This window comes from Kitasatospora nipponensis (assembly GCF_039528135.1).
GTDB classification, from domain to species: Bacteria; Actinomycetota; Actinomycetes; order Streptomycetales; family Streptomycetaceae; genus Kitasatospora; species Kitasatospora nipponensis.
The window spans coordinates 857-24,223 of the sequence record NZ_BAAALF010000045.1 but is presented as its reverse complement, the minus strand read 5'-3'; the positions used below and the strand labels follow the sequence as shown (position 1 = coordinate 24,223).

Below are 23,367 nucleotides of genomic sequence, written 5' to 3'. Positions count from 1 at the left end.
CACCCGCCCCGCGTGGGTGCGCGAAGGGCCCGGGACCACCACCTCAGGTGGTCCCGGGCCCTTCGCGTCCGTCACGGCTGCCACGGCCCACCGGCGGGCCGTGGCGGCCTACTTGCGGGCCGAGGTGACCCGGTAGACGTCGTACACGCCCTCCACCCCGCGCACCGCCTTGAGCACGTGCCCCAGGTGCTTGGGATCGCCCATCTCGAAGGTGAACCGGCTCATCGCCACCCGGTCGCGCGAGGTCTGCACCGCCGCCGACAGGATGTTGACGTGCTGGTCGGAGAGCACCCGGGTGACGTCCGACAGCAGCCGGGAGCGGTCCAGCGCCTCGACCTGGATGGCCACCAGGAAGACCGAGGACTGGGTCGGCGCCCACTCCACCTCGATCATCCGCTCGGGCTGCTGGGTGAGCGAGTCCACGTTGACGCAGTCCGCGCGGTGCACCGAGACGCCGTTGCCGCGGGTCACGAAGCCCACGATCGGGTCGCCCGGCACCGGGGTGCAGCAACGCGAGAGCTTGACCCAGACGTCGTCCACGCCCTTGACGATCACGCCCGGGTCGCCCTTGGCCCGGCGCCGGCGCGCGGCGCGGCCGTCGCTGGTGGGCGTCGCGGTCTCGGCCAGGTCGTCGGTGGCGCTCTCCTCGCCGCCGAGTGCCTGGACCAGCTTCTGCACGATGTTCTGCGCCGCGACGTGGCCCTCGCCGATCGCCGCGTAGAGCGAGGAGATGTCGGGGTAGCGCATCTCGTGCGCCAGCGTGACCAGCGAGTCGCCGGTGAGGATCCGCTGGATCGGCAGGCCCTGCTTGCGCATGGCCCGCGCGATGGCCTCCTTGCCCTGCTCGATCGCCTCCTCGCGGCGCTCCTTGGAGAACCAGGCCTTGATCTTGTTGCGGGCCCGCGGCGACTTGACGAAGCCCAGCCAGTCCCGCGAGGGGCCGGCGCCCTCGGCCTTGGAGGTGAAGACCTCCACCAGGTCGCCGTTCTCCAGCGTCGACTCCAGCGGCACCAGGCGCCCGTTGACCCGGGCTCCTATGCAGCGGTACCCGACCTCGGTGTGCACGGCGAAGGCGAAGTCCACCGGGGTGGCACCGGCCGGCAACGCTATGACGTCGCCCTTGGGGGTGAAAACGAAGACCTCGTTGTTGGAGAGGTCGAAGCGCAGCGACTCCAGGAACTCGCTGGGGTCCTCGGTCTCCTTCTGCCAGTCCAGCAGCTGGCGCAGCCAGGCCATCTCGTTGACCGCGCCGGCCTTGTCGTCCTTGCGGACCTGGGAGGGCGTGTCGGTGCGGACCTTGGAGGCGCCGGCCACCGCGCGCTGCTTGTACTTCCAGTGCGCGGCGATGCCGTACTCGGCCCGCCGGTGCATGTCGAAGGTGCGGATCTGCAGCTCGACCGGCTTGCCGCCGGGGCCGATCACCGTGGTGTGCAGCGACTGGTACATGTTGAACTTGGGCATCGCGATGTAGTCCTTGAACCGGCCGGGGACCGGGTTCCACCGCGCGTGGATGGTGCCGAGCGCCGCGTAGCAGTCGCGCACCGTGTCGACCAGGACCCGGATGCCCACCAGGTCGTAGATCTCCGCGAAGTCGCGGCCGCGGACGATCATCTTCTGGTAGACCGAGTAGTAGTGCTTGGGGCGGCCGGTCACCGCGGCCGAGATCCGCGCGCCGCGCAGGTCGCCCTGCACCTGGTCGATCACGGTGGCCAGGTACTCGTCGCGCTTGGGCGCGCGCTCGGCCACCAGCCGGACGATCTCGTCGTACATCTTGGGGTAGAGGATGGCGAAGGCCAGGTCCTCCAGCTCCCACTTGATGGTGTTCATGCCCAGCCGGTGCGCCAGCGGGGCGTAGATCTCCAGCGTCTCGCGGGCCTTCTTCTCCTGCTTCTCCCGCTTGAGGTACCGCATGGTGCGCATGTTGTGCAGGCGGTCGGCGAGCTTGATCACCAGGACCCGCGGGTCCTTGGCCATCGCCACGACCATCTTGCGGACCGTCTCCGCCTGCGCGGCCTCGCCGAACTTCACCTTGTCGAGCTTGGTGACGCCGTCCACCAGCAGGGCGACCGAGTCGCCGAAGTCCTGGCGCAGGGTCTCCAGGCCGTAGTCGGTGTCCTCGACGGTGTCGTGCAGCAGGCCCGCCATCAGGGTCGGCGCGTCCATCCCCAGCTCGGCCAGGATGGTGGCCACCGCCAGCGGGTGGGTGATGTACGGGTCGCCGCTCTTGCGCTTCTGGCCGCGGTGCCAGCGCTCGGCGACCGTGTAGGCGCGCTCGATGTCGCGCAGCAGGGCCGGGTCGGCCTTGGGGTCGCCGGCCCGGATGGTGCGGAAGAGCGGTTCCAGGACCGGGTTGAGGACGGTGGTGCGCTGGCCGCCGAAGCGGGCCAGGCGCGCGCGCATGCCGCCGGCGGAGGAGGACGGGCGGCCGGCCGGCGCCACCGGGCGTGAGGGGGCCGCCGAGGGCGCTGCCGGGCGTGCCGGGGTGGCCCCCGAGGGCGCGGGCCGGTCGCCCTGCTGCTGGTTCTGGGGGGCGGCGGCCTTGGCCGCGGGCACTACCTCGTCGGGCAAGGACACTCCTCGGTACGCACCGGATGAACCTTCATGGTACCGAGGGTGACGCGGCGGCGTTCCGCCGCCCGGCCGCTGACATGCCGAGAGCGCCGCTCTCCGAAGAGAACGGCGCTCTCGCACTCCCGGGTGACCGGGTACCTCAGACCGTGACCAGCGTCTCCAGCGGGGCACTGCCCAGGTGCGGGGCGAGCCGCGCGCGGCCGTCCAGGAAGCCGAGCTCCATCAGCACGACCACCCCGACCAGCTCCGCCCCCGTGCGCCGGACCAGGTCCAGCGAGGCGGCGATGGTGCCGCCGGTGGCGAGCACGTCGTCGACCACCAGCACCCGCTCGCCCGGGGCGAACGCGTCGCACTGGACCTCCAGCGTCGCCGACCCGTACTCCAGGTCGTACGACTGCTGGAACACCTCGCCGGGCAGCTTGCCCTTCTTGCGGATCGGCACGAAGCCGAGCCCGGCCGCGAAGGCCGCCGGAGCCGCCAGCACGAAGCCGCGCGCCTCCAGGCCCACCACCTTGGTCGCCCCCAGCTCGCCGGCCCGCTGCGCCAGCGCCCTGGTGAGGGCCGCGAAGGCCTCGGCGTCGGCGAGCAGCGGGGCGATGTCCTTGAACAGCACCCCGGGCTTCGGGTAGTCGGCGACGTCCCGGATCCTGCTGGTCAGCAGGTCGGCCAGGGCGGTGTCAGGGCTGGTCACGGGGATTCCTTCGGTGGGGTTCAGCGCTTGCCGGAGGGGCGGTTCTTGCCGCGGCTGCGGCTGACCGGCTGGTTACGCTGACCGACCATAGCCGCCGTCACGCCCTCGACCGCGTCATCGTCACCCTCGTAGTCACCCTGCGCCGACGCGTCGTCCTGGGGAGCCAGGGCCGCGGCCTTGGCCTCCGAGGCGCGTCGCTGGGCGACCCGCTTGGTCAGCGCCTTCATCTCCGGCATCTGCTCCTTGAGCTGCGCGAGCAGCGGGGTGGCGACGCAGATGGAGGAGTAGGCACCGGCGGCCAGGCCGATGAACAGGGCGAGCGAGATGTCGTTCAGGGTACCGGCGCCGAGCAGGCCGCCACCGATGAAGAGCAGCGCGGCCACCGGCAGCAGGGCGACCACGGTGGTGTTGATGGAACGCACCAGGGTCTGGTTGAGGCCGTGGTTGGCGGCCTCGCTGTAGGTGACCTTGTTCTGCTTCTCGAGGTTCTTGGTGTTCTCCTTCACGGTGTCGAAGACGACGACCGTGTCGTAGAGCGAGTACCCGAGGATCGTCAGGAAGCCGATCACCGTACCGGGCGTGACCTCGAAGCCCACCAGGGCGTAGACGCCGATGGTGATCAGCAGGTCGTGGACGAGGGCGACCAGCGCGGCCACCGCCATCCGCCACTCGAAGGCGACCGCCAGGTAGGCGGTGACCAGCACCATGAAGATCACCAGGCCCAGCAGGGCCTTCTGGGAGATCTGGTGGCCCCAGCTCGGGCCCACCACCTGGGCGTCGATGTTCTTCGCCGGCACGCTCAGGTCGGTGGAGAGCTGCTGGGTGAAGGTGTCGGCCGGGATCTTCTCGTTGGAGCTGACCTGGATGCGGATCTTGCCGTCACCGGTGGACTGCACCACCGCGGTGCCGTCGCCGGTGATCTTGTTGGCCGCGTCCTGGGCCTGCGAGACCGACAGGCCGGGCTTCTGCACGGTGTAGACCGAGCCGCCCTTGAACTCGATGCCCAGGTGCAGGCCGATCGCGGTCAGACCGATGACCGCCGCGGCCACGATGGCGGCCGAGATGCTGTACCAGAGCTTGCGCCGGCCGACGAAGTCGAAGCTGACCTCGCCCTGGTAGAGACGGTGGCCGAGATTGCCGAAGCGTGACATGGGGTCAGGCCTCCTTCGCGGCAGCAGAGGTGGCGGGGCGACGGCGGCCGCCGCGCACCGGCGGGCGGGCGCCCAGGCGCTTCGGGTCCAGACCGGACCACGGGTGTCCGTCGGCGAAGAACTTGCGCCGGGCCAGGACCGTGATCATCGGCTTGGTGAAGAGGAAGATCACCACGACGTCGAGCAGCGTGGTCAGACCCAGGGTGAAGGCGAAGCCCTGGACCTTGCCGACCGAGACGATGTAGAGCACCGCGGCACAGAGGAACGACACGAAGTCGGAGACCAGGATGGTGCGTCGGGCGCGCGGCCAGGCGCGCTGCACGGCCGGGCGCAGCGGAGCGCCGTCGCGGACCTCGTCGCGGATGCGTTCGAAGTACACGATGAAGGAGTCCGCCGTGATACCGATCGCCACGATCGCACCGCAGATCGCGGGCAGGTTCAGCGCGAAGCCGATCCCGGCGCCCAGCAGGCACATGATCGCGTAGGTCAGGACCGCGGAGACCACCAGGCCCGCGATGGAGACCAGGCCCAGGCCGCGGTAGTAGATCAGCGAGTAGAGCACGACCAGCAGCAGGCCGATGCCGCCGGCGAGCAGACCGGCGTGCAGCTGGTCACCACCGAGCTGCGGGGAGACGGTGGTCACGTCGCTCTGGGTGAAGCTCAGCGGCAGCGCGCCGAAGCTCAGCACGTTGGCGAGGCTGTTCGCGTCGTCCTGGCTGAAGGTGCCGGAGATCACCGCGTTGCCGCCGGGGATCGCGGCCTGCACCGACGGGTGCGAGACGACCTTGCCGTCCAGCACGATGGCGAACTGGTTGGCGGGGGTGCCCGGGGCGCTGGCGCCCAGCGCGGCGAGCTGGCCGGTGGTGTCGGCGAACGCCTTGGAGCCGGCGTCGTTGAAGGTCAGCAGCACCTCCCAGCCGGAGCCGTGCTGGTTGTCGAAGCCGGCCTGCGCCTTGGTGACGTCCGAGCCGTTGACCCCCACCGGGCCCAGCGCGTACTTGTAGTAGCCGCCCTGCTCCTTGTTGTAGGAGCAGGCCACGGTGGCCTTGTCCGGGGCGGTCTGGTAGTCCAGCGCCTGCTGCGCGGGCTTCGAGCAGTCCAGCGCGGTGAACTGCTGCTGCAGCTCGGCCGGCACGGTGCCCTGGGTCATCGCGGCCGAGATGTCGGCGGCGCTGGGGGCCGAGGGGGCCGCGGAAGGCGCACCGCTGGCGGGCGCGGAGGCCGGCGCGGAGGCGGCGGCGGAGCCGCTGGCGGCGGGCGAGGCGGGGGCGGAGGCCGACGCCGAGGAGGTCGGGTCGGCGGCCTTCAGGCCCTGCGAGAGCGCGCGGCCGGCGGTGGAGGCGCTGGCGGTGGGCTTGGCCGAACCGCTCGGCGCGGCCGAGGCGGCGGCGGTGCCGGCGGGCGCCGAGGCCGAACCGCTGGGCGCGGGCTGCGGGCTGCCGCTGCCGGCAGCGCTGGGGCTGCTGGTGGCGGGAGGAAGGGTCACCCCGGTCGGGGCGATCGCCAACACCGGGCGGAAGTACAGCTTGGCGGTGGTGCCGACCTGCTGTGCCGTCTTCTGGTTGTCACCGCCGTTCGGGATGTTGACGATGATGTTGTCGCTGCCCTGGGTCTGGACCTCCGCCTCGGAGACACCGAAAGCGTTGACACGCTTCTGGATGATCCCGACCGCGACGTCCATGTTGGCCTGGTTGATCGCGCTCTTGTCCTGCGACGTGGCCGTCAGCGTGACGCTGGTCCCGCCGGCGAGGTCGATCCCGAGACGAGGCGTCCTGTGGCCCGTGCTGAACATGAGGGCGACCAGTCCGACGGCGATTGCCAGGACCAGGGCCAGTGCCCGCCCCGGGTAGCCGTCGCGCGGACGCGACTTGGGTGTTGCCACCTTGCTCGTTTCTCCCTGTCCCATGCCGCCGACTCAGCGCTGCCGGCCCGTGGGGACAGCAGGCAGCGCAGGTCGCGGACAACCGTGAAGTTGGTGGTGCAGACCGTCTGTACTACTTGCCGACGGGCTTGTCGCCCTCGCCCTTGTCCAGGCTGACGGCCTCGTCGTGCGTCGTGTCGTCCTCGGTCTCGATGGGCTCGACGTCGGCGAGTTCGGCCTCCTCGTCCCCCTCGGGGCGGCCGTTGATGATCTCGTCGTACTCCTGCGGGTCGATCACCGCGGCGACGGCGCTCTTGGCGAAGTGCGTGATGACACCGGGGGCGATCTCGAGCTCGACGGTGGAGTCGTTGATCGACTTGACCGTGGCGTAGAGGCCACCGATGGTGCGCACCGCCGAGCCCGGCTCCATGGCCGACTGCATGCTCTGGACCTGCTGCTGGCGCTTCTTCTGCGACCTCATCATGAGGACGATCGCGCCGACCATGAAGAGGGGGATGATGAGAGTAATCACTACAGACAGGGTCCTTTATGCGCCACCCGGCGGGTGGCCAGTGGAGATGGTCGGCCCGTCCGGTGAGACGGGGCGGTCCGGCGAAGTCTAGGAGACTCGATCTGATCGGACAACGCCAAGCATCGCATCCTGCCGCCAAAGGTGGCGAGTCCCGACCGGCTCTCTCTGTTCCGGGGTCGAACTCACTCGCCCGCGGGGTCGAAGAGCTCCCGCTGCGCGGGGGCCGCCACGCGTCCGCCGGGGAGCTGCACGGGCGGGGTCAGGCCCAGGTGCTGCCAGGCCGCGGCCGTCGCGATCCGGCCACGCGGGGTGCGGGCCAGCAGACCCTCGCGGACCAGGAAGGGCTCGGCCACCTCCTCGACCGTCTCGGCCTCCTCCCCCACCGCGACCGCCAGCGTGGAGAGCCCCACCGGTCCGCCGCCGAAGAGCCGCAGCAGCGCGTCCAGCACCGCCCGGTCCAGCCGGTCGAGTCCGCGCGCGTCCACCTCGTAGACCTGTAGGGCCCGGGCGGCGATCTGCCGGCTGACCACGCCGTCGTGCTCGACCTGGGCGTAGTCGCGCACCCGGCGCAGCAGCCGGTTGGCGATCCGCGGCGTCCCGCGGGAGCGGCCGGCGATCTCGGCGGCGCCGGCCGGGTCGATCTCGACGTCCAGCAGGGCGGCCGAGCGGTGCACCACCCGCTCCAGCTCGCTGGGGGCGTAGAACTCCATGTGCCCGGTGAAGCCGAAGCGGTCGCGCAGCGGGGGCGGCAGCAGGCCGGCCCGGGTGGTGGCGCCGACCAGGGTGAACGGCGGCAGCTCCAGCGGGATCGCGGTGGCGCCGGGCCCCTTGCCGACGATCACGTCGACCCGGAAGTCCTCCATCGCCATGTAGAGCATCTCCTCGGCCGGGCGCGACATCCGGTGGATCTCGTCGAGGAAGAGCACCTCGCCCTCGGTGAGCGAGGAGAGGATCGCGGCCAGGTCACCGGCGTGCTGGATGGCCGGCCCCGAGGTGATCCGGATCGGCGCGTTCAGCTCGGCCGCGATGATCATCGACAGCGTGGTCTTGCCCAGCCCGGGCGGGCCGCTGAGCAGCACGTGGTCCGGGGCGGCGCCGCGCATCCGGGCCGCCCGCAGGACCAGCGAGAGCTGCTCGCGGACCCGCTCCTGGCCGATGAACTCGTCCAGCATCTTGGGCCGCAGCGCCGCCTCGACCGCCTGGTCCTCCCCGTCGGCGGCGGGCGCCACCAACCGGTCGGCGGGCAGCCGGTCGTCGGGGTCGGAGTCGTACGGGCTCATCAGGGCGGGCTCCAAGTCGACAAGGTGATAGGGCGTCAGATCGTCATGGGGTCATGACGACCGGCGGCGCGGCACGGTGGGCCGGGGCACCGGCCACCGCCGCGGCCGCTCAGCGGGTGCGGTTGAGCGTGCGCAGTGCGGCCTTGAGCAGCACACCGACGTCGGTGACCGCCTGCTCCTCGGCCTGCGGGGTGACCGCGGTCACCGCCTCGTCGGCCTCCCGCGGAGCGTAGCCGAGCCCGACCAGGGCCGCGTGCAGCTGCTCGCTCCAGGGCGCCGGGCCGGCGGCGAGCGGCTTCTGCGCGGGCACCGTTCCGTGCGGGGCGCCGAGCTTGTCCTTGTACTCCAGCAGCAGCTTGGCCGCCTTGGCCTTGCCGATCCCGGGCACCTGGATCAGCGCCCGCTCGTCCCCGCCGGCCACCGCCAGGCGCAGCGCGTCGGGACTGTGCACGCCGAGCATCGCCTGGGCCAGGCGCGGTCCCACGCCCGGGGCCGCCTGGAGGATCTCGAAGGTGGCGCGCTCGTCCTCGTCGGCGAAGCCGTAGAGGGTGAGCGAGTCCTCGCGGACCACCAGGGAGGTGGCGAGCCGGGCCGGCTGGCCCAACCGCAGGGTGGCCAGCGTGAGGGGGGTGCACTGGACGGCGAAGCCGACCCCGCCGACCTCCACGACGGCGGTGCCGGTGGCGAGGGCGGCCACCGGGCCCTGGACGAACGCGATCACGGGCGGTACTCCTTGCGGACGGCCGGCCGGGCACCGGTGGTGACGGCGGCAGCGGTTCGAGCGGTGGCGGCGGCACTTCGGGCGGCGCCGGCGGCGGCAGCGGTTCGGGCGGCGACGGCGGCCGCGGCGGCCGTGGTGGTGCGGGCGAGCGCGGCCGCGATCTTGTCGGTGGCCGAGCCGCGCCAGATGTGGCAGATCGCCAGCGCCAGCGCGTCGGCGGCGTCCGCCGGCTTGGGCGGGGCGTCCAGCCGCAGCAGCCGGGTCACCATCGCGGTGACCTGCGCCTTGTCGGCCCGACCCGACCCGGTGACGGCCGCCTTGACCTCGCTGGGCGTGTGCAGCACCACCGGGATCCCGCGCCGGCTCGCGCAGAGCATCGCCACCGCGCTGGCCTGCGCGGTGCCCATCACGGTGCGCACGTTGTGCTGGGCGAAGACCCGCTCGATGGCGACGATGTCGGGCCGGTGGGCGTCGATCCACTCCTCCAGGCCCGCCTCGATCAGCAGCAGCCGCTGCGGGACCTCCTGCTCGGCCGGGGTGCGCACCACCCCGACGGCCACCATCCGCAGCGGGCGGCCCGGCGCGCCGTCGACCACCCCGACACCGCACCTGGTCAGCCCCGGGTCCACACCCAGTACCCGCATCGTGCCCACCCTTCGTCCGTCCCGCCGGCCCAGAGCCAAGGGTCAGACAGGACCCTAGCGCCAGCCACCGACAACCCCACCCACGACACCGCTCCACCAACGACACCGGCCCGGCGGTCCAGGAGGACCACCGGGCCGCGGAGCGGATCAGCTCACTCGGCGTCGAGCTGCGCGCCGACCTCGTCGGAGATGTCGAAGTTGGCGAAGACGTTCTGCACGTCGTCGCTGTCCTCCAGCGCGTCGATCAGCTTGAAGATCTTGCGGGCGCCGTCGGCGTCCAGCTCGACCTGCAGGTTCGGCACGAAGTTGGCGTCCGCCGAGTCGTAGTCGAGCCCGGCCTCCACCAGCGCGGTGCGCACCCCGACCATGTCGGTCGGCGCGGAGATCACCTCGAGGGTCTCGCCGAGGTCGTTGACCTCCTCGACGTCCAGGCCGGCCTCCAGCACGACCTCGAGGACCCTGTCCTCGTCCACGCCGTCGCCCTTGGGGACGATGACGACGCCCTTGCGGTTGAACATGTACGACACCGAGCCCGGGTCGGCCATGTTCCCGCCGTTGCGGGTCATCGCGACCCGCACGTCGGAGGCGGCGCGGTTGCGGTTGTCGGTGAGGCACTCGATGAGCACCGCGACACCGTTCGGGCCGTAACCCTCGTACATGATCGTCGAGTAGTCGGCCCCGCCGGCCTCGGCGCCCGAGCCGCGCTTGACGGCCCGGTTGATGTTGTCGATCGGGACCGAGCTCTTCTTGGCCTTCTGGATGGCGTCGTAGAGCGTCGGGTTGCCGGCCGGGTCGCCGCCACCGGTCCGCGCCGCCACCTCGATGTTCTTGATCATCTTGGCGAAGAGCTTGCCGCGCTTGGCGTCGATCACGGCTTTCTTGTGCTTGGTGGTAGCCCACTTAGAGTGGCCGGACATCACCAGCTCCTTTTCGTCGCCAACGGGAAATGAAACAACGGAGATCCTACCGGTGTCACACGGGTCACCGGTCACCGGTCAGCGCGCGGCGCCGACCGTGCGTCAGCGGGCCTCGACCATCCGGACGAAGTACGCGTGCACCCGGTGGTCGCCGGTCAGCTCGGGGTGGAACGAGGTGGCCAGCAGGTTGCCCTGACGGACCGCCACGATCCGGCTCTCCGCGCCGTCGGCGGCGGGCAGCTCCGCCAGCACCTCGACGCCGGCGCCGACCGACTCGACCCACGGCGCGCGGATGAAGACGCCGTGCACCGGCTCGCCCTCGAAGCCCTTGAAGTCGATCGCGGACTCGAAGGACTCGTTCTGCCGCCCGAAGGCGTTGCGGCGCACCGTCATGTCGATGCCGCCCACGCTCTGCTGGTCGTCGCGGCCGTCCAGGATCTTCTCCGCCAGCATGATCATGCCCGCGCAGGAGCCGTAGACCGGCATCCCCGCGGCCACCCTCTCGCGCAGCGGCTCCATCAGCCCGAAGGCCAGCGCCAGGTTGGACATCGTGGTGGACTCCCCACCGGGGATCACCAGGGCGTCGACCTCGGCCAGCTCCTCGACCCGGCGCACCGGGCGGGCCAGGGCGTCCGCCTCGGCGAGAGCGACCAGGTGCTCACGGACATCGCCCTGCAGGGCCAGGACGCCGATCACGGGGGTGCTGCTGGGCACGGTGACTACCTTCATTCCGTCGTCGCGACCGGTCGTCGCGGTTCGATCTTCGGCGGGGGAACGCACGACGGTCCGCCGCGCCACCTGCACGCGCGACGGACCGGGAAGCGGGACTACCAGCCGCGGTTGGCGTAGCGCTCGCTCTCGGGCAGGGTGTCGCAGTTGATGCCGACCATGGCCTCGCCCAGGCCGCGCGAGACGTCCGCGATCACCTTCGGGTCGTCGAAGAAGGTGGTGGCCTTCACGACGGCCGCGGCGCGCTTGGCCGGGTCGCCCGACTTGAAGATGCCGGAGCCGACGAAGACGCCCTCGGCGCCCAGCTGCATCATCAGCGCGGCGTCGGCCGGGGTGGCCACACCACCGGCGGAGAACAGCACGACCGGGAGCTTGCCCAGCTGCGCGACCTCCTTGACCAGCTCGTACGGGGCCTGCAGGTTCTTGGCCGCGACGTACAGCTCGTTCTCGTCCAGGGTGGCCAGGCGACGGATGTCACCGTTGATCTGGCGCATGTGGCGCACGGCCTCGACCACGTTGCCGGTGCCGGCCTCGCCCTTGGAGCGGATCATGGCCGCGCCCTCGGCGATGCGGCGCAGCGCCTCGCCCAGGTTGGTGGCGCCACAGACGAAGGGGGTGGTGAAGGCCCACTTGTCGGAGTGGTTGACCTCGTCGGCCGGGGTCAGCACCTCGGACTCGTCGATGTAGTCGACGCCGAGCGCCTGCAGGACCTGCGCCTCGACGAAGTGGCCGATCCGGGACTTGGCCATGACCGGGATGGAGACCGCGCTGATGATGCCGTCGATCATGTCCGGGTCGGACATCCGGGCGACCCCGCCGTCCTTGCGGATGTCGGCGGGAACGCGCTCGAGCGCCATGACGGCGACCGCACCGGCGTCCTCGGCGATCTTGGCCTGCTCGGCGTTGACCACGTCCATGATCACACCGCCCTTGAGCTGCTCGGCCATGCCGCGCTTGACCCGGGCGGTACCGATCTGCGGCTGGTCGGCGGAAGCGGGAGTGGTGGTGGACACGTGAGACCTCACTCGAAGACGAACCGGTGCTATCGCCCTATGGTAGGCCGTTCGCGTGCCTCATTGATGCGCCACCAAGTCCAGCGGCCGTCATCCGACACGACAAACAGGCTGGAACCAACCGGAAAGTCCGCCTGCTGGACGCTCCCACCCGACCCCCCTCAGGTACCCGTCCCGCCACCCGGATCAGGCCGGCGCACCCTGCGGCACGAGCGCCGCCGGCGCCTCGTCGTCCATCTCGAAGGCCAGCGGGAACGGCGCCCGCCCGGCCAGCCGGAAGTACCGCACCAGGCGGTGCACCCGCACCGCCCGCGCCGCGCGCACCGCGTCGTTGTGGAACCGCCGGGCCATCGGCACCCGGCGCACCGCGGCCGTCAGATCGCGCAGCGCCTCGTCCCCACCGGGCGCCGCCCGCAGCACCTCCACCTGCTCCGGCTCCGCGAAGACCGCGCGCAGCGCCTGGCTCAACTCGCTCTCCGCCACCTCGCGGTGCTCCTCGTCGGCCTGCCGCGCCGCGTGCGAGGCCTCGTACAGCACCAGCGAGGCGGCCGGGTCGAAGAGCGAGGAGGTGGCCAGCTCCTGCGCCACCGACGCCCGGCGCAGCAACTGCGCGTCCAGCGCCGCCCGCGCGGCGTCGATCCGCGCGTGCAGCCGGTCCAGCCGGCCCGCCATCCAGCTCAGGTAGACGGCGAACAGCACCACGGCCACGGCGGCCCAGATCCAGGTAGTCACGGGGCGACACGCTACCGGCCGCGGGCCCTGCGCCCGGCCACCGCACGCACCGCCGACCGCGGGCACCGCCGGACCGCGCGGCTGTGAGCGGGATCACCCCGATCCGCGCGAGGACCGCGCGCCACCCGGCCCTAGTCCCGGGCCAGCCCCAGCCGCTCGCGCCACCCGGTCGGCTCGTCCTCGCGCACCCCGTGGGCGTCGGTGCCCTCGGTGACCGTCTCGTAGACGGCCAGGATGTCCGCCCCCACCGTCGCCCAGTCGAAGCGCCGCACGTGCCGCGAGGCCGCCTCGCGCAGCTCCGCGCGCCGGTCCGGATCACCCAGCAGCCGCACCGCGGACGCCGCCAGCGCCGCCGCGTCCTCCACCGGGAAGAGCTCCCCGGCCTTCCCGCCGTCCAGCACCTGGGCGAACGCGTCCAGGTCGCTGGCCAGCACCGGGGCCGCCGCCGACATCGCCTCGACCAGGATGATCCCGAAGCTCTCGCCACCGGTGTTGGGCGCCACGTACAGGTCCACGCTGCGCAGCAGCCGCGCCTTGTCCCGGTCGCTGACCATCCCCAGGAACTCGACCCTGGCCCGGACCTCGGGGGCCAGCCCCGCGACCGCCTCCTCCTCGTCCCCCTTGCCCGCCACCAGCAGCCGGGTGTCCGGGCGGGCCGCCAGGATCCGCGGCAGCGCCGCCAGCAGCGTCGGCAGCCCCTTGCGCGGCTCGTTGATCCGCCCGATGAACCCGATCGTGCCGCCCGACCAGCTCGGGTTCGGCTCGGCCCCGGCGAAGAACTCGACGTCCACCCCGTTGGGGATCACCACCGCGTCGCCGCCCAGGTGCTCCACCAGCGTGCGCCGGGCGTACTCGCTCACCGCGATCCGGGCGCTGAGCTTCTCCAGCGCCGGCTGCAGGATCGGCGAAGCCGCGATCATCGCCCGCGAGCGCGGGTTGGAGGTGTGGAAGGTCGCCACCATCGGCCCGGTCGCCGCCCAGGCCGCCAGCATCGACAGGCTCGGCGAGGCCGGCTCGTGCACGTGCAGGATGTCGAAGTCACCGTCCCGCAGCCAACGGCGCACCCGGGTCGCGGAGATGATGCCGAAACTCAGCCGCGCCACCGACCCGTTGTAGGGCACCGCCACCGCCCGGCCCGCCGACACCACGTAGGACGGCAGCCCCGAGTCGTCCTCGGCCGGCGCCAGCACCGACACCTGGTGGCCCAGGCCGATCAGGTGCTCGGCCAGGTCCCGGATGTGGAACTGCACACCGCCGGGCACGTCCCAGTCGTACGGGCAGACGATGCCGATCTTCACCTGTCACCCTCTCGCAGAACCATCGGGCCCTCAGACCTTCTCGCGCGGCTCGGCGCCGCCGGCGGAAGCGTCGCCCGCCGCAGGGCCGCCCGCGGCAGCGGCGGGGGCGGCCTTGGCGGCCGGCAGGTCGGCCAGCCAGAACTTCTGCAGCATGTGCCAGTCCTGCGGGTGCTCGGCGATCCCGCGCGCCCAGATGTCGGCCATCGCCTGCGTCATCAGCGCGGTCGCCTGCCGCTGGTCCTCGACCTGCGGCACCTCGATCGGCGCGTTGATGGTCCCGCGCATCACCGGACCCTCGTACCAGAGCGTCACCGGCATCAGCGCGGCCCCCGTGCGCAGCGCCAGCGCCGCCGGACCCGCCGGCATCTTGGTCGTCTCGCCGAAGAACTGCACCGGCAGCCCCGCGTCCGACAGGTCCCGGTCCCCCACCAGGCAGATCAGCTTGCCCGCCCGCAGCCGGCGCGCCAGCGTGCCGATCACCGACACCCCGCCGCCGGTCAGCGGCAGCACCTCCATGCCCAGGCCCTCGCGGTAGGCCACGAACCGGTCGAAGAGCGACTCGGGCTTCAGCCGCTCGGCCACCGTCGTGAAGTTGTACCCCAGGTGGCGCACCACCCAGGCCCCGGCGTGGTCCCAGTTCGCCATGTGCGGCAGCGCTATCACCGCACCGCGCCCCGCGTCCATGGCCCCGGTCAGGTGCTCGATGCCGTCCACCACGATGCGGTCCGCGATCGTGCGGTCGTTCCACACCGGCAGCCGGAACGACTCCGTCCAGTAGCGCAGGTAGGAGCGCATCCCGGCCCGCGACAGCTCGCGCAGCTCGGCCGCGGTGGCCTGCGGACGGACCCGGGCGAGGTTGCGCTCCAGCTGCCGCACCCCCTTGCCCTGCCGGCGCCAGGTGCTGTCCGCCACCTGCTCACCGAGCCGGCGCACCAGTGGCTCGGGCAGCAGCTTCACCGCCCCCCAGCCCGCCGCGTACCCGACGTCGACCAGCTTCTCCCGCATCCGTGCCTCAGTTCCGTAGCCGTCCCGCGCGTCGATGGCCGCCCCGCGAGTCCCTAGCTGTCCCGCGCCGCCAAGGCCGCCTCGAAGGCCTCGCGCCGCACTGTCAGCATCCGCTGCAGCACCGTGATCACACTGCCCACCCCGACCAGCCAGAGCGCGACCGGCAGCAGCCACTCCACGTACGGCACCCCGAAGGTGTGCAGCCCCGAGAGCCCGGCCGCCACCAGGGTGATCACCAGCCGCTCGGCCCGCTCCACCAGCCCCGACACGTCGCACGGCAGGCCCAGGCTCTCCGCCCGCGCCTTGGTGTACGAGACCACCTGGCCGCTCGCCAGGCAGAGCACCGCGATCGCGCAGAGCAGGTCGTTGTCCCCGCGCCCGGCGTACCACAGCGCGAGCCCGCCGAAGATCGCCGCGTCCGCGACCCGGTCCAGCGTGGAGTCCAGGAAGGCGCCCCAGGTGCTGGACGTACCGGCCTGGCGGGCCATGTTGCCGTCCACCAGGTCGGAGAAGATGAAGAGGGTGATCGTGATCGTGCCCCAGAAGAACTCCCCACGCGGGAAGAAGACCAGGGCCCCGGCCACCGAACCGGCCGTACCGATCAGGGTCACCGCGTCCGGACTGACCCCCCAGCGCAGCAGCATCGAGGCGAACGGGGTCAGGACACGTGTGAAGAAGGCACGCGCGTATTTGTTGAGCATGGCCTTCCGGACCGCTCCGATCTCACCGGGTGTTCCACCGGCGGCCGAAGCGGCGTCACCGGGCGGCCGAATGGATCAGCCCACCCGGCGGGACCCATGGTATCCAGCCCGCCGAGCGCCCAGAGCCGCCCCGCACCCGATCGGGCGCAGCCGGCCCGCGCCCCCGCTCAGCGCACCACCCGCGGCAACGCGCACGCCGCCGCACCGCCCGGCATCCGGTGCCGGTTGCGCGCCACCCGCCGGTAGACCAGCTCCGCCACCGGCCGCACCGGCGCCAGCGCCAGCACCGCCCCCAGGTACGCCCAGACGTTGCCCGAGCGCATCAGCAACCGCGCCACCGCCGCCGCACCGCCGTACACCCGGCCCGCCGGCGTGACCCAGAGCACCTCGCGCTCGGCCCGCTGCGCCGTCACCCCCAGCTCCGCCAGCGGCGCGTCCTGGTACGGCACCGCCGTCCACCCCCCGGAGTCCAGCGTCTGGCGCAGGTACCGCTCGGCGAGGCGGACGCACGAACCGCAGAACGCGCGGTCCCCGTCGAAGACCAGGACGGGATCGACCCGCACGGAGGTGAGAGGGCTCATGACACGATCCTGCCGCATCGGGATCGAAGTGCCCGCATCGGGGAAGAATCCCCGAGCCCCCGTGCGCCCCCGCACAGGTGACAGATCTTCAGAGATCATCGGCGCGACGCGTCGGCAGCACGGTAACCTGCCGCTGACAAGGGGAGGAGGGGAGGCCGCCATGAGCAAGCTCGACATGACCCCGGGTGCGCAGATACCCCGCACGGAAGCCGGTCCGCAGACCGCGGTCACCCAGGCTCTCTCGTCGATCGCCTACCGCGACGGCACCATCGACGACTTCACCGGCAAAGCGCAGCCGGACATCAAGAAGAAGAAGGCCCGCTTCGCCCTCTTCGAACCCAACCTCGGCGAGGCCTTCAGCAAGGCGGTCATCGCCCGCACCCTGGGCGCCGGACGCAAGCCGGTGGTGCCCTCGTTCGGCACCGACCCCCGCATGGTCGTCGAACACTGCCTGGCCGCCGAGGAGTTGCGCGCCGAGCGGGACCGCAAGCTGGCCATGGTCAGCTTCCTGACCGGCGTGCTCTTCCTGCCCGGCACACTGATCTGGCTGGCCGGCTTCGGGCTGCGCGGCTGGATCACCCGCCACCACCCGCAGCGCGCCGGCCTCTACAACCCGCTGGTCGTGGTGGCGCTGCTGGGCCTGGCCGTGCTCTTCGCCGTGCGCCCGCCCTTCCACGGCCCGCTGAGCATCTACTGCCGGCCGCTGCTGCTGATGCCGGTCCTCGGCTGGTTCCTCGCCAAGCGGATCAGCCTGGCCTCCACCAAGGAGCTGCGGGCCCGCTGGGCCGGGCTGCTGGACGGCAGCGTGCTGGCCGCCGTCGTCCCCAAGGCCGTCCCGCGCGACGACCAGGACAAGAAGGCCGCGTTCCTCAAGACCCGGCTGACCCAGCTGGTCATGGAGCAGGACACCAACGTCCTGCACTACGCCGGGGTCAACGGCATACTCGGCCTCGGCAAGCGCTGGGGCTCCTGGGAGATGGTCGAGGACCTGCACCCCCTGGAGGGCCACGAGGACTTCCGCACCTTCCACACCTGGGACCTGGTCAAGAAGATCACCGACCGGCTCAACGGCCTGAGCCGCAGCGACGTCGGCAACGGCGCCGTCCCGCACTCCTCGGTCGAGCAGTGGGTGATCCTGGAGGTCGGCGCCGGCGCGGACGAGATCGGACGCCCCGAGGGCCCCGAGATGGACGGCGCGCGGATGCGCAGCCACGCCGTGGTCGACATCGCCAACCGCCAGGAGTTCGGCGCCGACGGCCCCCGGCACTACCTGGGCACCCAGTTCGTCCTCAACAAGGGCAAGCTGATCGTCAGCGTGCTGGTCACCGTCACCGTGCTCAGCAACACCCTGCGGGTCTCGGTCAACGGGCACACCCTGGGACCGGTCAACGGCGTCTTCACCGACAAGCCCAAGCCCAAGGAGCTCACCCGCCCCAAGACCGGCCGGCCGTGGCTGGAGGAGACCATCACCCTGCCGCTGATCGACAACGACGAGGTGGTCCGCCAGGCCGTCCGGGCACCCTTCATGAAGGCCCCCGCGATCCTCGCCTGGCTCGGCGGCGGGATGTCCCTGCCGGAGCCCTTCGGGCTGCGCACCGCCTGGGCCACCGCGCCGTGGGGCAGCCGCTTCATGTCGGACGACTCGATCCGGATCGCCACCCCCGTGGTCAGCGCGGTGCTCGCCGCCACCCTGGACTTCCTCACCGAGCACGACATCGCCGTGGACCGCTTCGGCACCCGCGGCATGATCCTCAAGTCCGAGCTGCAGGGCGTGCGCCCCTTCCGGGCGGACGTCTACGACGCCGGCTGACCCCGCGTCGGATCCGCTCGGCGCCGGATCCGGCACGAGGACGCGTCAGGGGTGGATCCGCACGGTGCGGATCCACCCCTGACGCGTGTCGCGACGCGGGCGCGCCGGTCTCAGCCCTGCTGCGGCCAGGACTCCGCGAGCATCTTGCGGGTGTCCGCCAGCAGCTGCGGCAGCACCTTCGTGTGGCCCACCACCGGCATGAAGTTGGTGTCGCCGCCCCACCGCGGCACCACGTGCTGGTGCAGGTGCGCGGCGATGCCGGCGCCGGCCGCCCCGCCCTGGTTCATCCCGATGTTGAAGCCGTGCGCCCCCGAGGCCGCCCGCAGCGCCGTCATGGCCTGCTTGGTCAGCGCCGCCAGCTCGACGGTCTCCTCGTCGGTCAGCTCGGTGTAGTCCGCCACGTGCCGGTAGGGGACGACCATCAGGTGGCCGCCGTTGTACGGATAGAGGTTGAGCACCGCGAAGACGTGCGTGCCGCGGGTGATGATCAGCCCGTCCTCGTCGCTGAGCGCCGGGATCGAGCAGAACGGACAACCGTCGTCGGGGGCGGGTCCGGTGGGCTTGTTCTCGCCCTGGATGTAGGCCATCCGATGGGGCGTCCACAGGCGCCGAAAGCCGTCCGGCTCCCCGACGCCCTGCTGCAGTTCCGGCTCACTCGTCATGCTGATCAGCATATTCGGCCCGGCCCGCCGACAGACCGGCGCGGGGCAGACTCCCGAAAGAGCCTGCCCCGCGCCGGATCACCGCTGCGTGCCTCAGACCTGGATGCGACGCTCCACCGCGTCGACGATCTCCGCGATCGCCTCGTCACGGGCGATGCCGTTCTTCTGCTCGCCGTTGCGGTAGCGGAAGCTCACCGCGCCCGCCTCGACGTCGTCGTTGCCGGCGATCAGCATGAACGGGATCTTGGACTTCTGGGCGTTCCTGATCTTCTTCTGCATCCGCTCGTCCGAGGCGTCCACCTCGACCCGGATGCCGCGCTTGCGCAGCTCGGCCGCCACCTCCTGGAGGTACGGCACGTGCTCCTCGGTGATCGGGATGCCGACCACGGTCACCGGCGCCAGCCACGGCGGCATGGCACCGGCGTAGTGCTCCAGGAGCACCGCGAAGAAGCGCTCGATCGAGCCGAACAGCGCGCGGTGGATCATCACCGGGCGCTGGCGGTTGCCGTCCGCGCCCTGGAACTCCAGCTCGAAACGGTTCGGCAGCTGGAAGTCGACCTGGATGGTCGACATCTGCCAGGTGCGGCCGATCGCGTCCCGCGCCTGCACCGAGATCTTCGGGCCGTAGAAGGCCGCGCCCTCCGGGTCCAGGACCAGCTCGAGGTTCTGCTTCTCGGCGGCCGCCCGCAGGGTCTCGGTGGCCTCCTCCCAGTCCTCGTCCGAGCCGATCGACTTCTCCGGGTCCCGGGTGGAGAGCTCCAGGTAGAAGTCGGTCAGGCCGTAGTCGCGCAGCAGCTCCAGCACGAAGGTGAGCAGCGAGTCGAGCTCGCCGGCCATCTGCTCCTTGGTGCAGTAGATGTGCGCGTCGTCCTGGGTGAAGCCGCGGGCCCGGGTCAGGCCGTGCACCACGCCCGACTTCTCGTACCGATAGACCGTGCCGAACTCGAAGAGCCGCAGCGGCAGTTCCCGGTAGGAGCGACCGCGCGAGCGGTAGATCAGGTTGTGCATCGGGCAGTTCATCGGCTTGAGGTAGTAGTCGTTCTCGCCGTCGAGCTGCATGGGCGGGTACATGCCGTCGGCGTACCAGTCGAGGTGACCGGAGAGCTCGAAGAGCGTGCCCTTGGTGGCGTGCGGGGTGTAGACGAACTCGTAGCCCGCCTCCTCGTGCCGCTTGCGGGAGTAGTCCTCCATGGCCCGGCGCATCACGCCGCCCTTGGGGTGGAAGACCGCGAGGCCGGAGCCGATCTCCTCGGGGATGGAGAAGAGGTCCAGCTCGCTGCCGAGCTTGCGGTGGTCGCGCTTGGCGGCCTCGGCGAGGAAGTCCAGGTGGGCCTTCAGCTCGTCCTTGGTCGGCCAGGCGGTCCCGTAGAGCCGCTGCAGCTGCGGGTTTCGCTCACTCCCCCGCCAGTAGGCGGCGGCCGAGCGCATGATCTTGAAGGCCGGGATCATCCGGGTGCTCGGCAGGTGCGGGCCGCGGCACAGGTCGCCCCAGCAGAGCTCGCCGGTCTTCGGGTCCAGGTTGTCGTAGATGGTCAGCTCGCCGCCGCCCACCTCGACGTCCGCACCCTCGCCCGCGCTGGCGGCCGAGCCCTTGAGCCCGATCAGCTCCAGCTTGTACGGCTCGCCGGCCAGCTCCTCGCGGGCCGCCTCGTCGGTGACCACCCGGCGGGCGAACTTCTGCCCGCGCTTGATGATCTCCTGCATCTTCTTCTCGATGGTCTTCAGGTCATCGGGGTGGAAGGGCTTCTCGACGTCGAAGTCGTAGTAGAAGCCGTCCTTGATCGGCGGGCCGATGCCCAGCTTGGCCTCGGGGAAGATCTCCTGCACGGCCTGCGCCATCACGTGCGCGGTGGAGTGGCGCAGGATGTTGAGGCCGTCGGGGCTGCCGATCTCGACGGGCTCGACGACCTCGCCGTCCTGCACCTGGTACGCGAGGTCCCTCAGCACGCCCCCGACCCTGGCCGCGACGACCGCGCGGTCCTCGGCGAACAGCTCGGCGGCGGTGGTGCCCGTGGTCACCACGCGCTCTTCCCGATCGGGTTCGCGGTTGATGATTACCCGGACGTCCGTCACCGGTCTCTCCTGACGTGCTGGATCTGATGACGCAGCTGATGCTGCGTTCCCCGATGGTACCGAGCCCGCCCACCTCGCCGTGCACCCATCTCCACCCGGCCCGCCCCCGCGCCGTGCCACCGACCGCGGCGGGGTTGAACCGGTGGCGTCACGGGGTATCACCTGGTCGGAACGGCACCATGAGCCGGTGCACCGCCAGTCCTCGGCGGTGCACCGCACGGGCCGGGGGAACCTGAGGGGTGGTCATGATGCAGAGCCACGACTGGTACGAGGGTCCACTCGCCTCCTTCGACACCGAGACCACCGGCGTCGACGTCGAGCAGGACCGGGTCGTCTCCGGCGCCCTGGTCGTCCAGCACGCGCCGGGCGGCCCGCTGGAGCGGCGGACCTGGCTGGCCGACCCCGGCATCCCGATCCCCGAGGGCGCCCGCGCCGTGCACGGCATCAGCGACGAGCACGTGCGCGCGCACGGCCGCCCGCCGGCCGCGGTCGCCGCCGAGATCGCCCGGGCGCTGGCCGAGCAGGCCCGCGCCGGCGTCCCGCTGGTGGTGATGAACGCCCCCTACGATCTGACGCTGCTGGACCGCGAGTTGCGCCGCCACGGGCTCGGCTCGCTGGAGACCTTCCTGGCCGGCGCCGAGTTGCTGGTGGTCGATCCGCGGGTGCTCGACAAGCACCTGGACCGTTACCGCAAGGGGCGCCGCACGCTGACCGACCTCTGCGCCCACTACGGCGTCGAGCTGCGGGGCGCACACGACGCGGCGGCCGACGCGACGGCGGCGCTGGAGCTGGTGCGGGCGATAGGGATCCGGCACCGCTCGGCCCTGGGCGACGTCTCCCCCGGTGAGTTGCACCTGCGTCAGCGGGTCTGGCACGCCGCCCAGGCGCGCGGGCTGCAGGAGTGGTTCGACCGGTCCGGCACCGCGGAACGGGTGGACCGTTCCTGGCCGCTGCGCCCGGCGGCCCGCTCGGAGGACGCGGCCTGACCCCGTGGGGGCCGACCGGCAGCCGCCCCGACCCTCGGCGCGGAACCGGGCCTGACAGCCCCTCAGACATGCATCGGGCCCCAACTGCCGTGGCAGTCGGGGCCCGATGTTGTCCGGTGGGCGATACTGGGATCGAACCAGTGACCCCTTCGGTGTGAACGAAGTGCTCTCCCGCTGAGCTAATCGCCCGGGCAACGAGATGAACAATAGCACCGTGGTGGGGGTGCCTTGCAAGGCGGTTGTCCCGGGGACGCCCGACGCCCCGCCAGCAGCCGCCGCCGAAAGGCACGGTGACGACCGCTCAGCTCCCCGGGAGATCGGGAACAGCATGACGGAATGAAAAAAGGCGTAGGACTCCGGTCATAAAAAACCAGAGTCCTACGCCTTACTGCACTATCCGGTGGGCGATACTGGGATCGAACCAGTGACCCCTTCGGTGTGAACGAAGTGCTCTCCCGCTGAGCTAATCGCCCGGGTGCAGGGAAAACATTACCGCATCCCGAGGGGTGCTCCGCACCACCCCTCCCCGATCACTCCCCGTCCCCGTCCGCAGGACTCCACCAGCCCGGCAACCGCTCCCGATCACTCTCCGTCACCACCCGCCCGGCGGTCGCGGCCGGCCGACCCGACCGTCCGATATCGCCGCGGACCACCGCTTCCGGCCCTTTGCGCAATGCGCCGGAAGGGTTACCGGCGGGCCCCGAATCGGGACAGAGGGGTTTACATCGGCGCTGGGGGTGGGATGGTCCGTTCGCCGACGTGCGATTCCCCGAGCGCACACTGAGCGAAAGGCCCTGGCGCTTATGAACACCACGGTCAGCTGCGAGCTGCACCTGCGCCTCATCGTGTCCAGCGAGTCGTCACTGCCCGTCCCCGCGGGCCTGCGCTACGACACTGCCGACCCCTATGCCGTGCACGCCACCTTCCACACCGGTGCCGACGAGACCGTGGAGTGGGTGTTCGCCCGCGACCTCCTCGCGGAGGGGCTGCACCGACCCACCGGGACCGGCGACGTCCGGGTGTGGCCGTCACGCAGTCACGGACAGGGAGTCGTCTGCATCGCGCTGAGCTCTCCGGAAGGAGAAGCCCTGCTGGAGGCCCCGGCCCGGGCGCTTGAGTCTTTCCTCAAGCGGACCGACGCCGCCGTGCCGCCCGGCACCGAACACCGTCACTTCGATCTGGATCGGGAGCTGTCGCACATCCTTGCCGAGAGCTGAAACCCCGGGGGCGAGCCCCCGGCGGTCTGGTCGACACCTTGGTGGCTGTCCTACTCGGGGGCACGGCCACCCACGCAACCGCGCCGCGCGGTTCCCGGGCTCCGTCGGTTCACGGCGTCCGATCCTGCGCGCGGGGACGCCGGCCCAGACGTCCGGCGCCCTGCGCAGCCCTCCCGCCGTCGTCGCGGCGGG

At 71.5% G+C, this 23,367-nt stretch carries 21 protein-coding genes and 2 tRNA genes; 3 read left to right on the top strand and 20 right to left on the bottom strand.

What is annotated here, in order from left to right; translation table 11 throughout:
• Window positions 1–108 precede the first annotated feature (108 nt).
• From ABD323_RS15435 to ABD323_RS15360, 16 genes are all read right to left on the bottom strand, one after another.
• Window positions 109–2,553 carry a RelA/SpoT family protein gene (locus tag ABD323_RS15435; protein ID WP_344442167.1) on the bottom strand — a complete coding sequence of 815 codons (2,445 nt, stop codon included), beginning with the start codon at window positions 2,551–2,553 and terminating at the stop codon, window positions 109–111.
• 157 nt (window positions 2,554–2,710) lie between these two features.
• Window positions 2,711–3,262, bottom strand: a complete 552-nt coding sequence (locus tag ABD323_RS15430; RefSeq protein WP_344442139.1) for an adenine phosphoribosyltransferase — start codon at window positions 3,260–3,262, stop codon at window positions 2,711–2,713.
• A 20-nt stretch (window positions 3,263–3,282) separates the two neighbouring features.
• Window positions 3,283–4,413 (bottom strand): protein translocase subunit SecF, encoded by a 1,131-nt coding sequence (gene secF, locus ABD323_RS15425; protein ID WP_344442138.1) that lies wholly within the window; start codon window positions 4,411–4,413, stop codon window positions 3,283–3,285.
• Between the two features lie 4 nt (window positions 4,414–4,417).
• Window positions 4,418–6,295 (bottom strand): protein translocase subunit SecD, encoded by a 1,878-nt coding sequence (gene secD, locus ABD323_RS15420; RefSeq protein ID WP_425556003.1) that lies wholly within the window; start codon window positions 6,293–6,295, stop codon window positions 4,418–4,420.
• Between the two features lie 112 nt (window positions 6,296–6,407).
• The gene (yajC, locus tag ABD323_RS15415) at window positions 6,408–6,806 is read right to left on the bottom strand and encodes a preprotein translocase subunit YajC (protein WP_344442137.1); all 399 of its coding nucleotides are present in this window, start codon (window positions 6,804–6,806) and stop codon (window positions 6,408–6,410) included.
• A 182-nt stretch (window positions 6,807–6,988) separates the two neighbouring features.
• The gene (gene ruvB, locus ABD323_RS15410; RefSeq protein WP_344442136.1) at window positions 6,989–8,086 is read right to left on the bottom strand and encodes a Holliday junction branch migration DNA helicase RuvB; all 1,098 of its coding nucleotides are present in this window, start codon (window positions 8,084–8,086) and stop codon (window positions 6,989–6,991) included.
• A gap of 109 nt (window positions 8,087–8,195) precedes the next feature.
• Entirely contained in the window at window positions 8,196–8,807 is a 612-nt protein-coding gene (gene ruvA, locus ABD323_RS15405; protein ID WP_344442135.1) for a Holliday junction branch migration protein RuvA, read from the bottom strand.
• Entirely contained in the window at window positions 8,804–9,451 is a 648-nt protein-coding gene (ruvC, locus tag ABD323_RS15400) for a crossover junction endodeoxyribonuclease RuvC (RefSeq protein WP_344442134.1), read from the bottom strand. The genes ruvA and ruvC overlap by 4 nt, the downstream gene beginning before the upstream one ends.
• A 152-nt stretch (window positions 9,452–9,603) precedes the next feature.
• Entirely contained in the window at window positions 9,604–10,368 is a 765-nt protein-coding gene (locus tag ABD323_RS15395) for a YebC/PmpR family DNA-binding transcriptional regulator (protein ID WP_344442133.1), read from the bottom strand.
• A 102-nt stretch (window positions 10,369–10,470) separates the two neighbouring features.
• Entirely contained in the window at window positions 10,471–11,082 is a 612-nt protein-coding gene (gene pdxT / locus ABD323_RS15390; RefSeq protein WP_344442132.1) for a pyridoxal 5'-phosphate synthase glutaminase subunit PdxT, read from the bottom strand.
• Between the two features lie 113 nt (window positions 11,083–11,195).
• Window positions 11,196–12,110 carry a pyridoxal 5'-phosphate synthase lyase subunit PdxS gene (gene pdxS, locus ABD323_RS15385; protein ID WP_344442131.1) on the bottom strand — a complete coding sequence of 305 codons (915 nt, stop codon included), beginning with the start codon at window positions 12,108–12,110 and terminating at the stop codon, window positions 11,196–11,198.
• A 186-nt stretch (window positions 12,111–12,296) separates the two neighbouring features.
• On the bottom strand, window positions 12,297–12,842 hold the full coding sequence (locus ABD323_RS15380; protein WP_344442130.1) for a hypothetical protein: 546 nt from the start codon (window positions 12,840–12,842) through the stop codon (window positions 12,297–12,299).
• A 131-nt stretch (window positions 12,843–12,973) separates the two neighbouring features.
• Window positions 12,974–14,140, bottom strand: a complete 1,167-nt coding sequence (locus tag ABD323_RS15375; RefSeq protein ID WP_344442129.1) for a glycosyltransferase family 4 protein — start codon at window positions 14,138–14,140, stop codon at window positions 12,974–12,976.
• 30 nt (window positions 14,141–14,170) lie between these two features.
• Window positions 14,171–15,145: a phosphatidylinositol mannoside acyltransferase gene (locus tag ABD323_RS15370; protein WP_344442128.1), complete on the bottom strand. Its 975-nt coding sequence runs from the start codon at window positions 15,143–15,145 to the stop codon at window positions 14,171–14,173.
• Window positions 15,146–15,198: 53 nt separating this feature from the next.
• Window positions 15,199–15,846, bottom strand: coding sequence for a phosphatidylinositol phosphate synthase (gene pgsA, locus ABD323_RS15365; protein WP_344442127.1), 648 nt, complete (start codon window positions 15,844–15,846; stop codon window positions 15,199–15,201).
• 167 nt (window positions 15,847–16,013) lie between these two features.
• Window positions 16,014–16,427 (bottom strand): thiol-disulfide oxidoreductase DCC family protein, encoded by a 414-nt coding sequence (locus ABD323_RS15360; RefSeq protein ID WP_344442126.1) that lies wholly within the window; start codon window positions 16,425–16,427, stop codon window positions 16,014–16,016.
• A 160-nt stretch (window positions 16,428–16,587) separates the two neighbouring features.
• Between ABD323_RS15360 and ABD323_RS15355 the strand changes: the two genes are divergently transcribed.
• Window positions 16,588–18,237 (top strand): hypothetical protein, encoded by a 1,650-nt coding sequence (locus ABD323_RS15355; protein ID WP_344442125.1) that lies wholly within the window; start codon window positions 16,588–16,590, stop codon window positions 18,235–18,237.
• 110 nt (window positions 18,238–18,347) lie between these two features.
• On the opposite strand, the gene ABD323_RS15350 is transcribed toward ABD323_RS15355, so the two are convergent.
• Both ABD323_RS15350 and thrS read right to left on the bottom strand, forming a co-directional pair.
• On the bottom strand, window positions 18,348–18,911 hold the full coding sequence (locus tag ABD323_RS15350) for an HIT family protein (RefSeq protein WP_344442124.1): 564 nt from the start codon (window positions 18,909–18,911) through the stop codon (window positions 18,348–18,350).
• 81 nt (window positions 18,912–18,992) lie between these two features.
• Window positions 18,993–20,972: a threonine--tRNA ligase gene (gene thrS / locus ABD323_RS15345; RefSeq protein ID WP_344442123.1), complete on the bottom strand. Its 1,980-nt coding sequence runs from the start codon at window positions 20,970–20,972 to the stop codon at window positions 18,993–18,995.
• A 245-nt stretch (window positions 20,973–21,217) separates the two neighbouring features.
• On the opposite strand from thrS, the gene ABD323_RS15340 reads away from it, so the two are divergent.
• A complete protein-coding gene (locus tag ABD323_RS15340; protein ID WP_425556002.1) occupies window positions 21,218–21,958 on the top strand; it encodes a 3'-5' exonuclease in 741 nt (246 codons plus the stop codon).
• Between the two features lie 117 nt (window positions 21,959–22,075).
• Here the strand turns inward: ABD323_RS15340 and ABD323_RS15335 are convergent.
• Both ABD323_RS15335 and ABD323_RS15330 read right to left on the bottom strand, forming a co-directional pair.
• Window positions 22,076–22,147: transfer RNA gene (locus tag ABD323_RS15335), tRNA-Val, on the bottom strand.
• 212 nt (window positions 22,148–22,359) lie between these two features.
• A tRNA-Val gene (locus ABD323_RS15330) sits at window positions 22,360–22,431 on the bottom strand.
• 330 nt (window positions 22,432–22,761) lie between these two features.
• Here ABD323_RS15330 and ABD323_RS15325 point away from each other — a divergent pair.
• Window positions 22,762–23,175, top strand: coding sequence for an SsgA family sporulation/cell division regulator (locus ABD323_RS15325; protein ID WP_030056266.1), 414 nt, complete (start codon window positions 22,762–22,764; stop codon window positions 23,173–23,175).
• The last annotated feature ends 192 nt before the right edge of the window (window positions 23,176–23,367 follow it).

Coding starts and splice junctions, on each gene's coding strand:
- ruvC (WP_344442134.1), bottom strand. CDS start 9,451: ATGCGGGTACTGGGTGTGGACCCGGGGCTGACCAGGTGCGGTGTCGGG.
- ABD323_RS15350 (WP_344442124.1), bottom strand. CDS start 18,911: ATGCTGATCAGCATGACGAGTGAGCCGGAACTGCAGCAGGGCGTCGGG.
- pgsA (WP_344442127.1), bottom strand. CDS start 15,846: ATGCTCAACAAATACGCGCGTGCCTTCTTCACACGTGTCCTGACCCCG.
- ruvB (WP_344442136.1), bottom strand. CDS start 8,086: ATGAGCCCGTACGACTCCGACCCCGACGACCGGCTGCCCGCCGACCGG.
- ABD323_RS15360 (WP_344442126.1), bottom strand. CDS start 16,427: ATGAGCCCTCTCACCTCCGTGCGGGTCGATCCCGTCCTGGTCTTCGAC.
- ABD323_RS15355 (WP_344442125.1), top strand. CDS start 16,588: ATGAGCAAGCTCGACATGACCCCGGGTGCGCAGATACCCCGCACGGAA.
- ABD323_RS15370 (WP_344442128.1), bottom strand. CDS start 15,145: ATGCGGGAGAAGCTGGTCGACGTCGGGTACGCGGCGGGCTGGGGGGCG.
- secF (WP_344442138.1), bottom strand. CDS start 4,413: ATGTCACGCTTCGGCAATCTCGGCCACCGTCTCTACCAGGGCGAGGTC.
- ABD323_RS15340 (WP_425556002.1), top strand. CDS start 21,218: ATGATGCAGAGCCACGACTGGTACGAGGGTCCACTCGCCTCCTTCGAC.
- ABD323_RS15325 (WP_030056266.1), top strand. CDS start 22,762: ATGAACACCACGGTCAGCTGCGAGCTGCACCTGCGCCTCATCGTGTCC.
- ABD323_RS15395 (WP_344442133.1), bottom strand. CDS start 10,368: ATGTCCGGCCACTCTAAGTGGGCTACCACCAAGCACAAGAAAGCCGTG.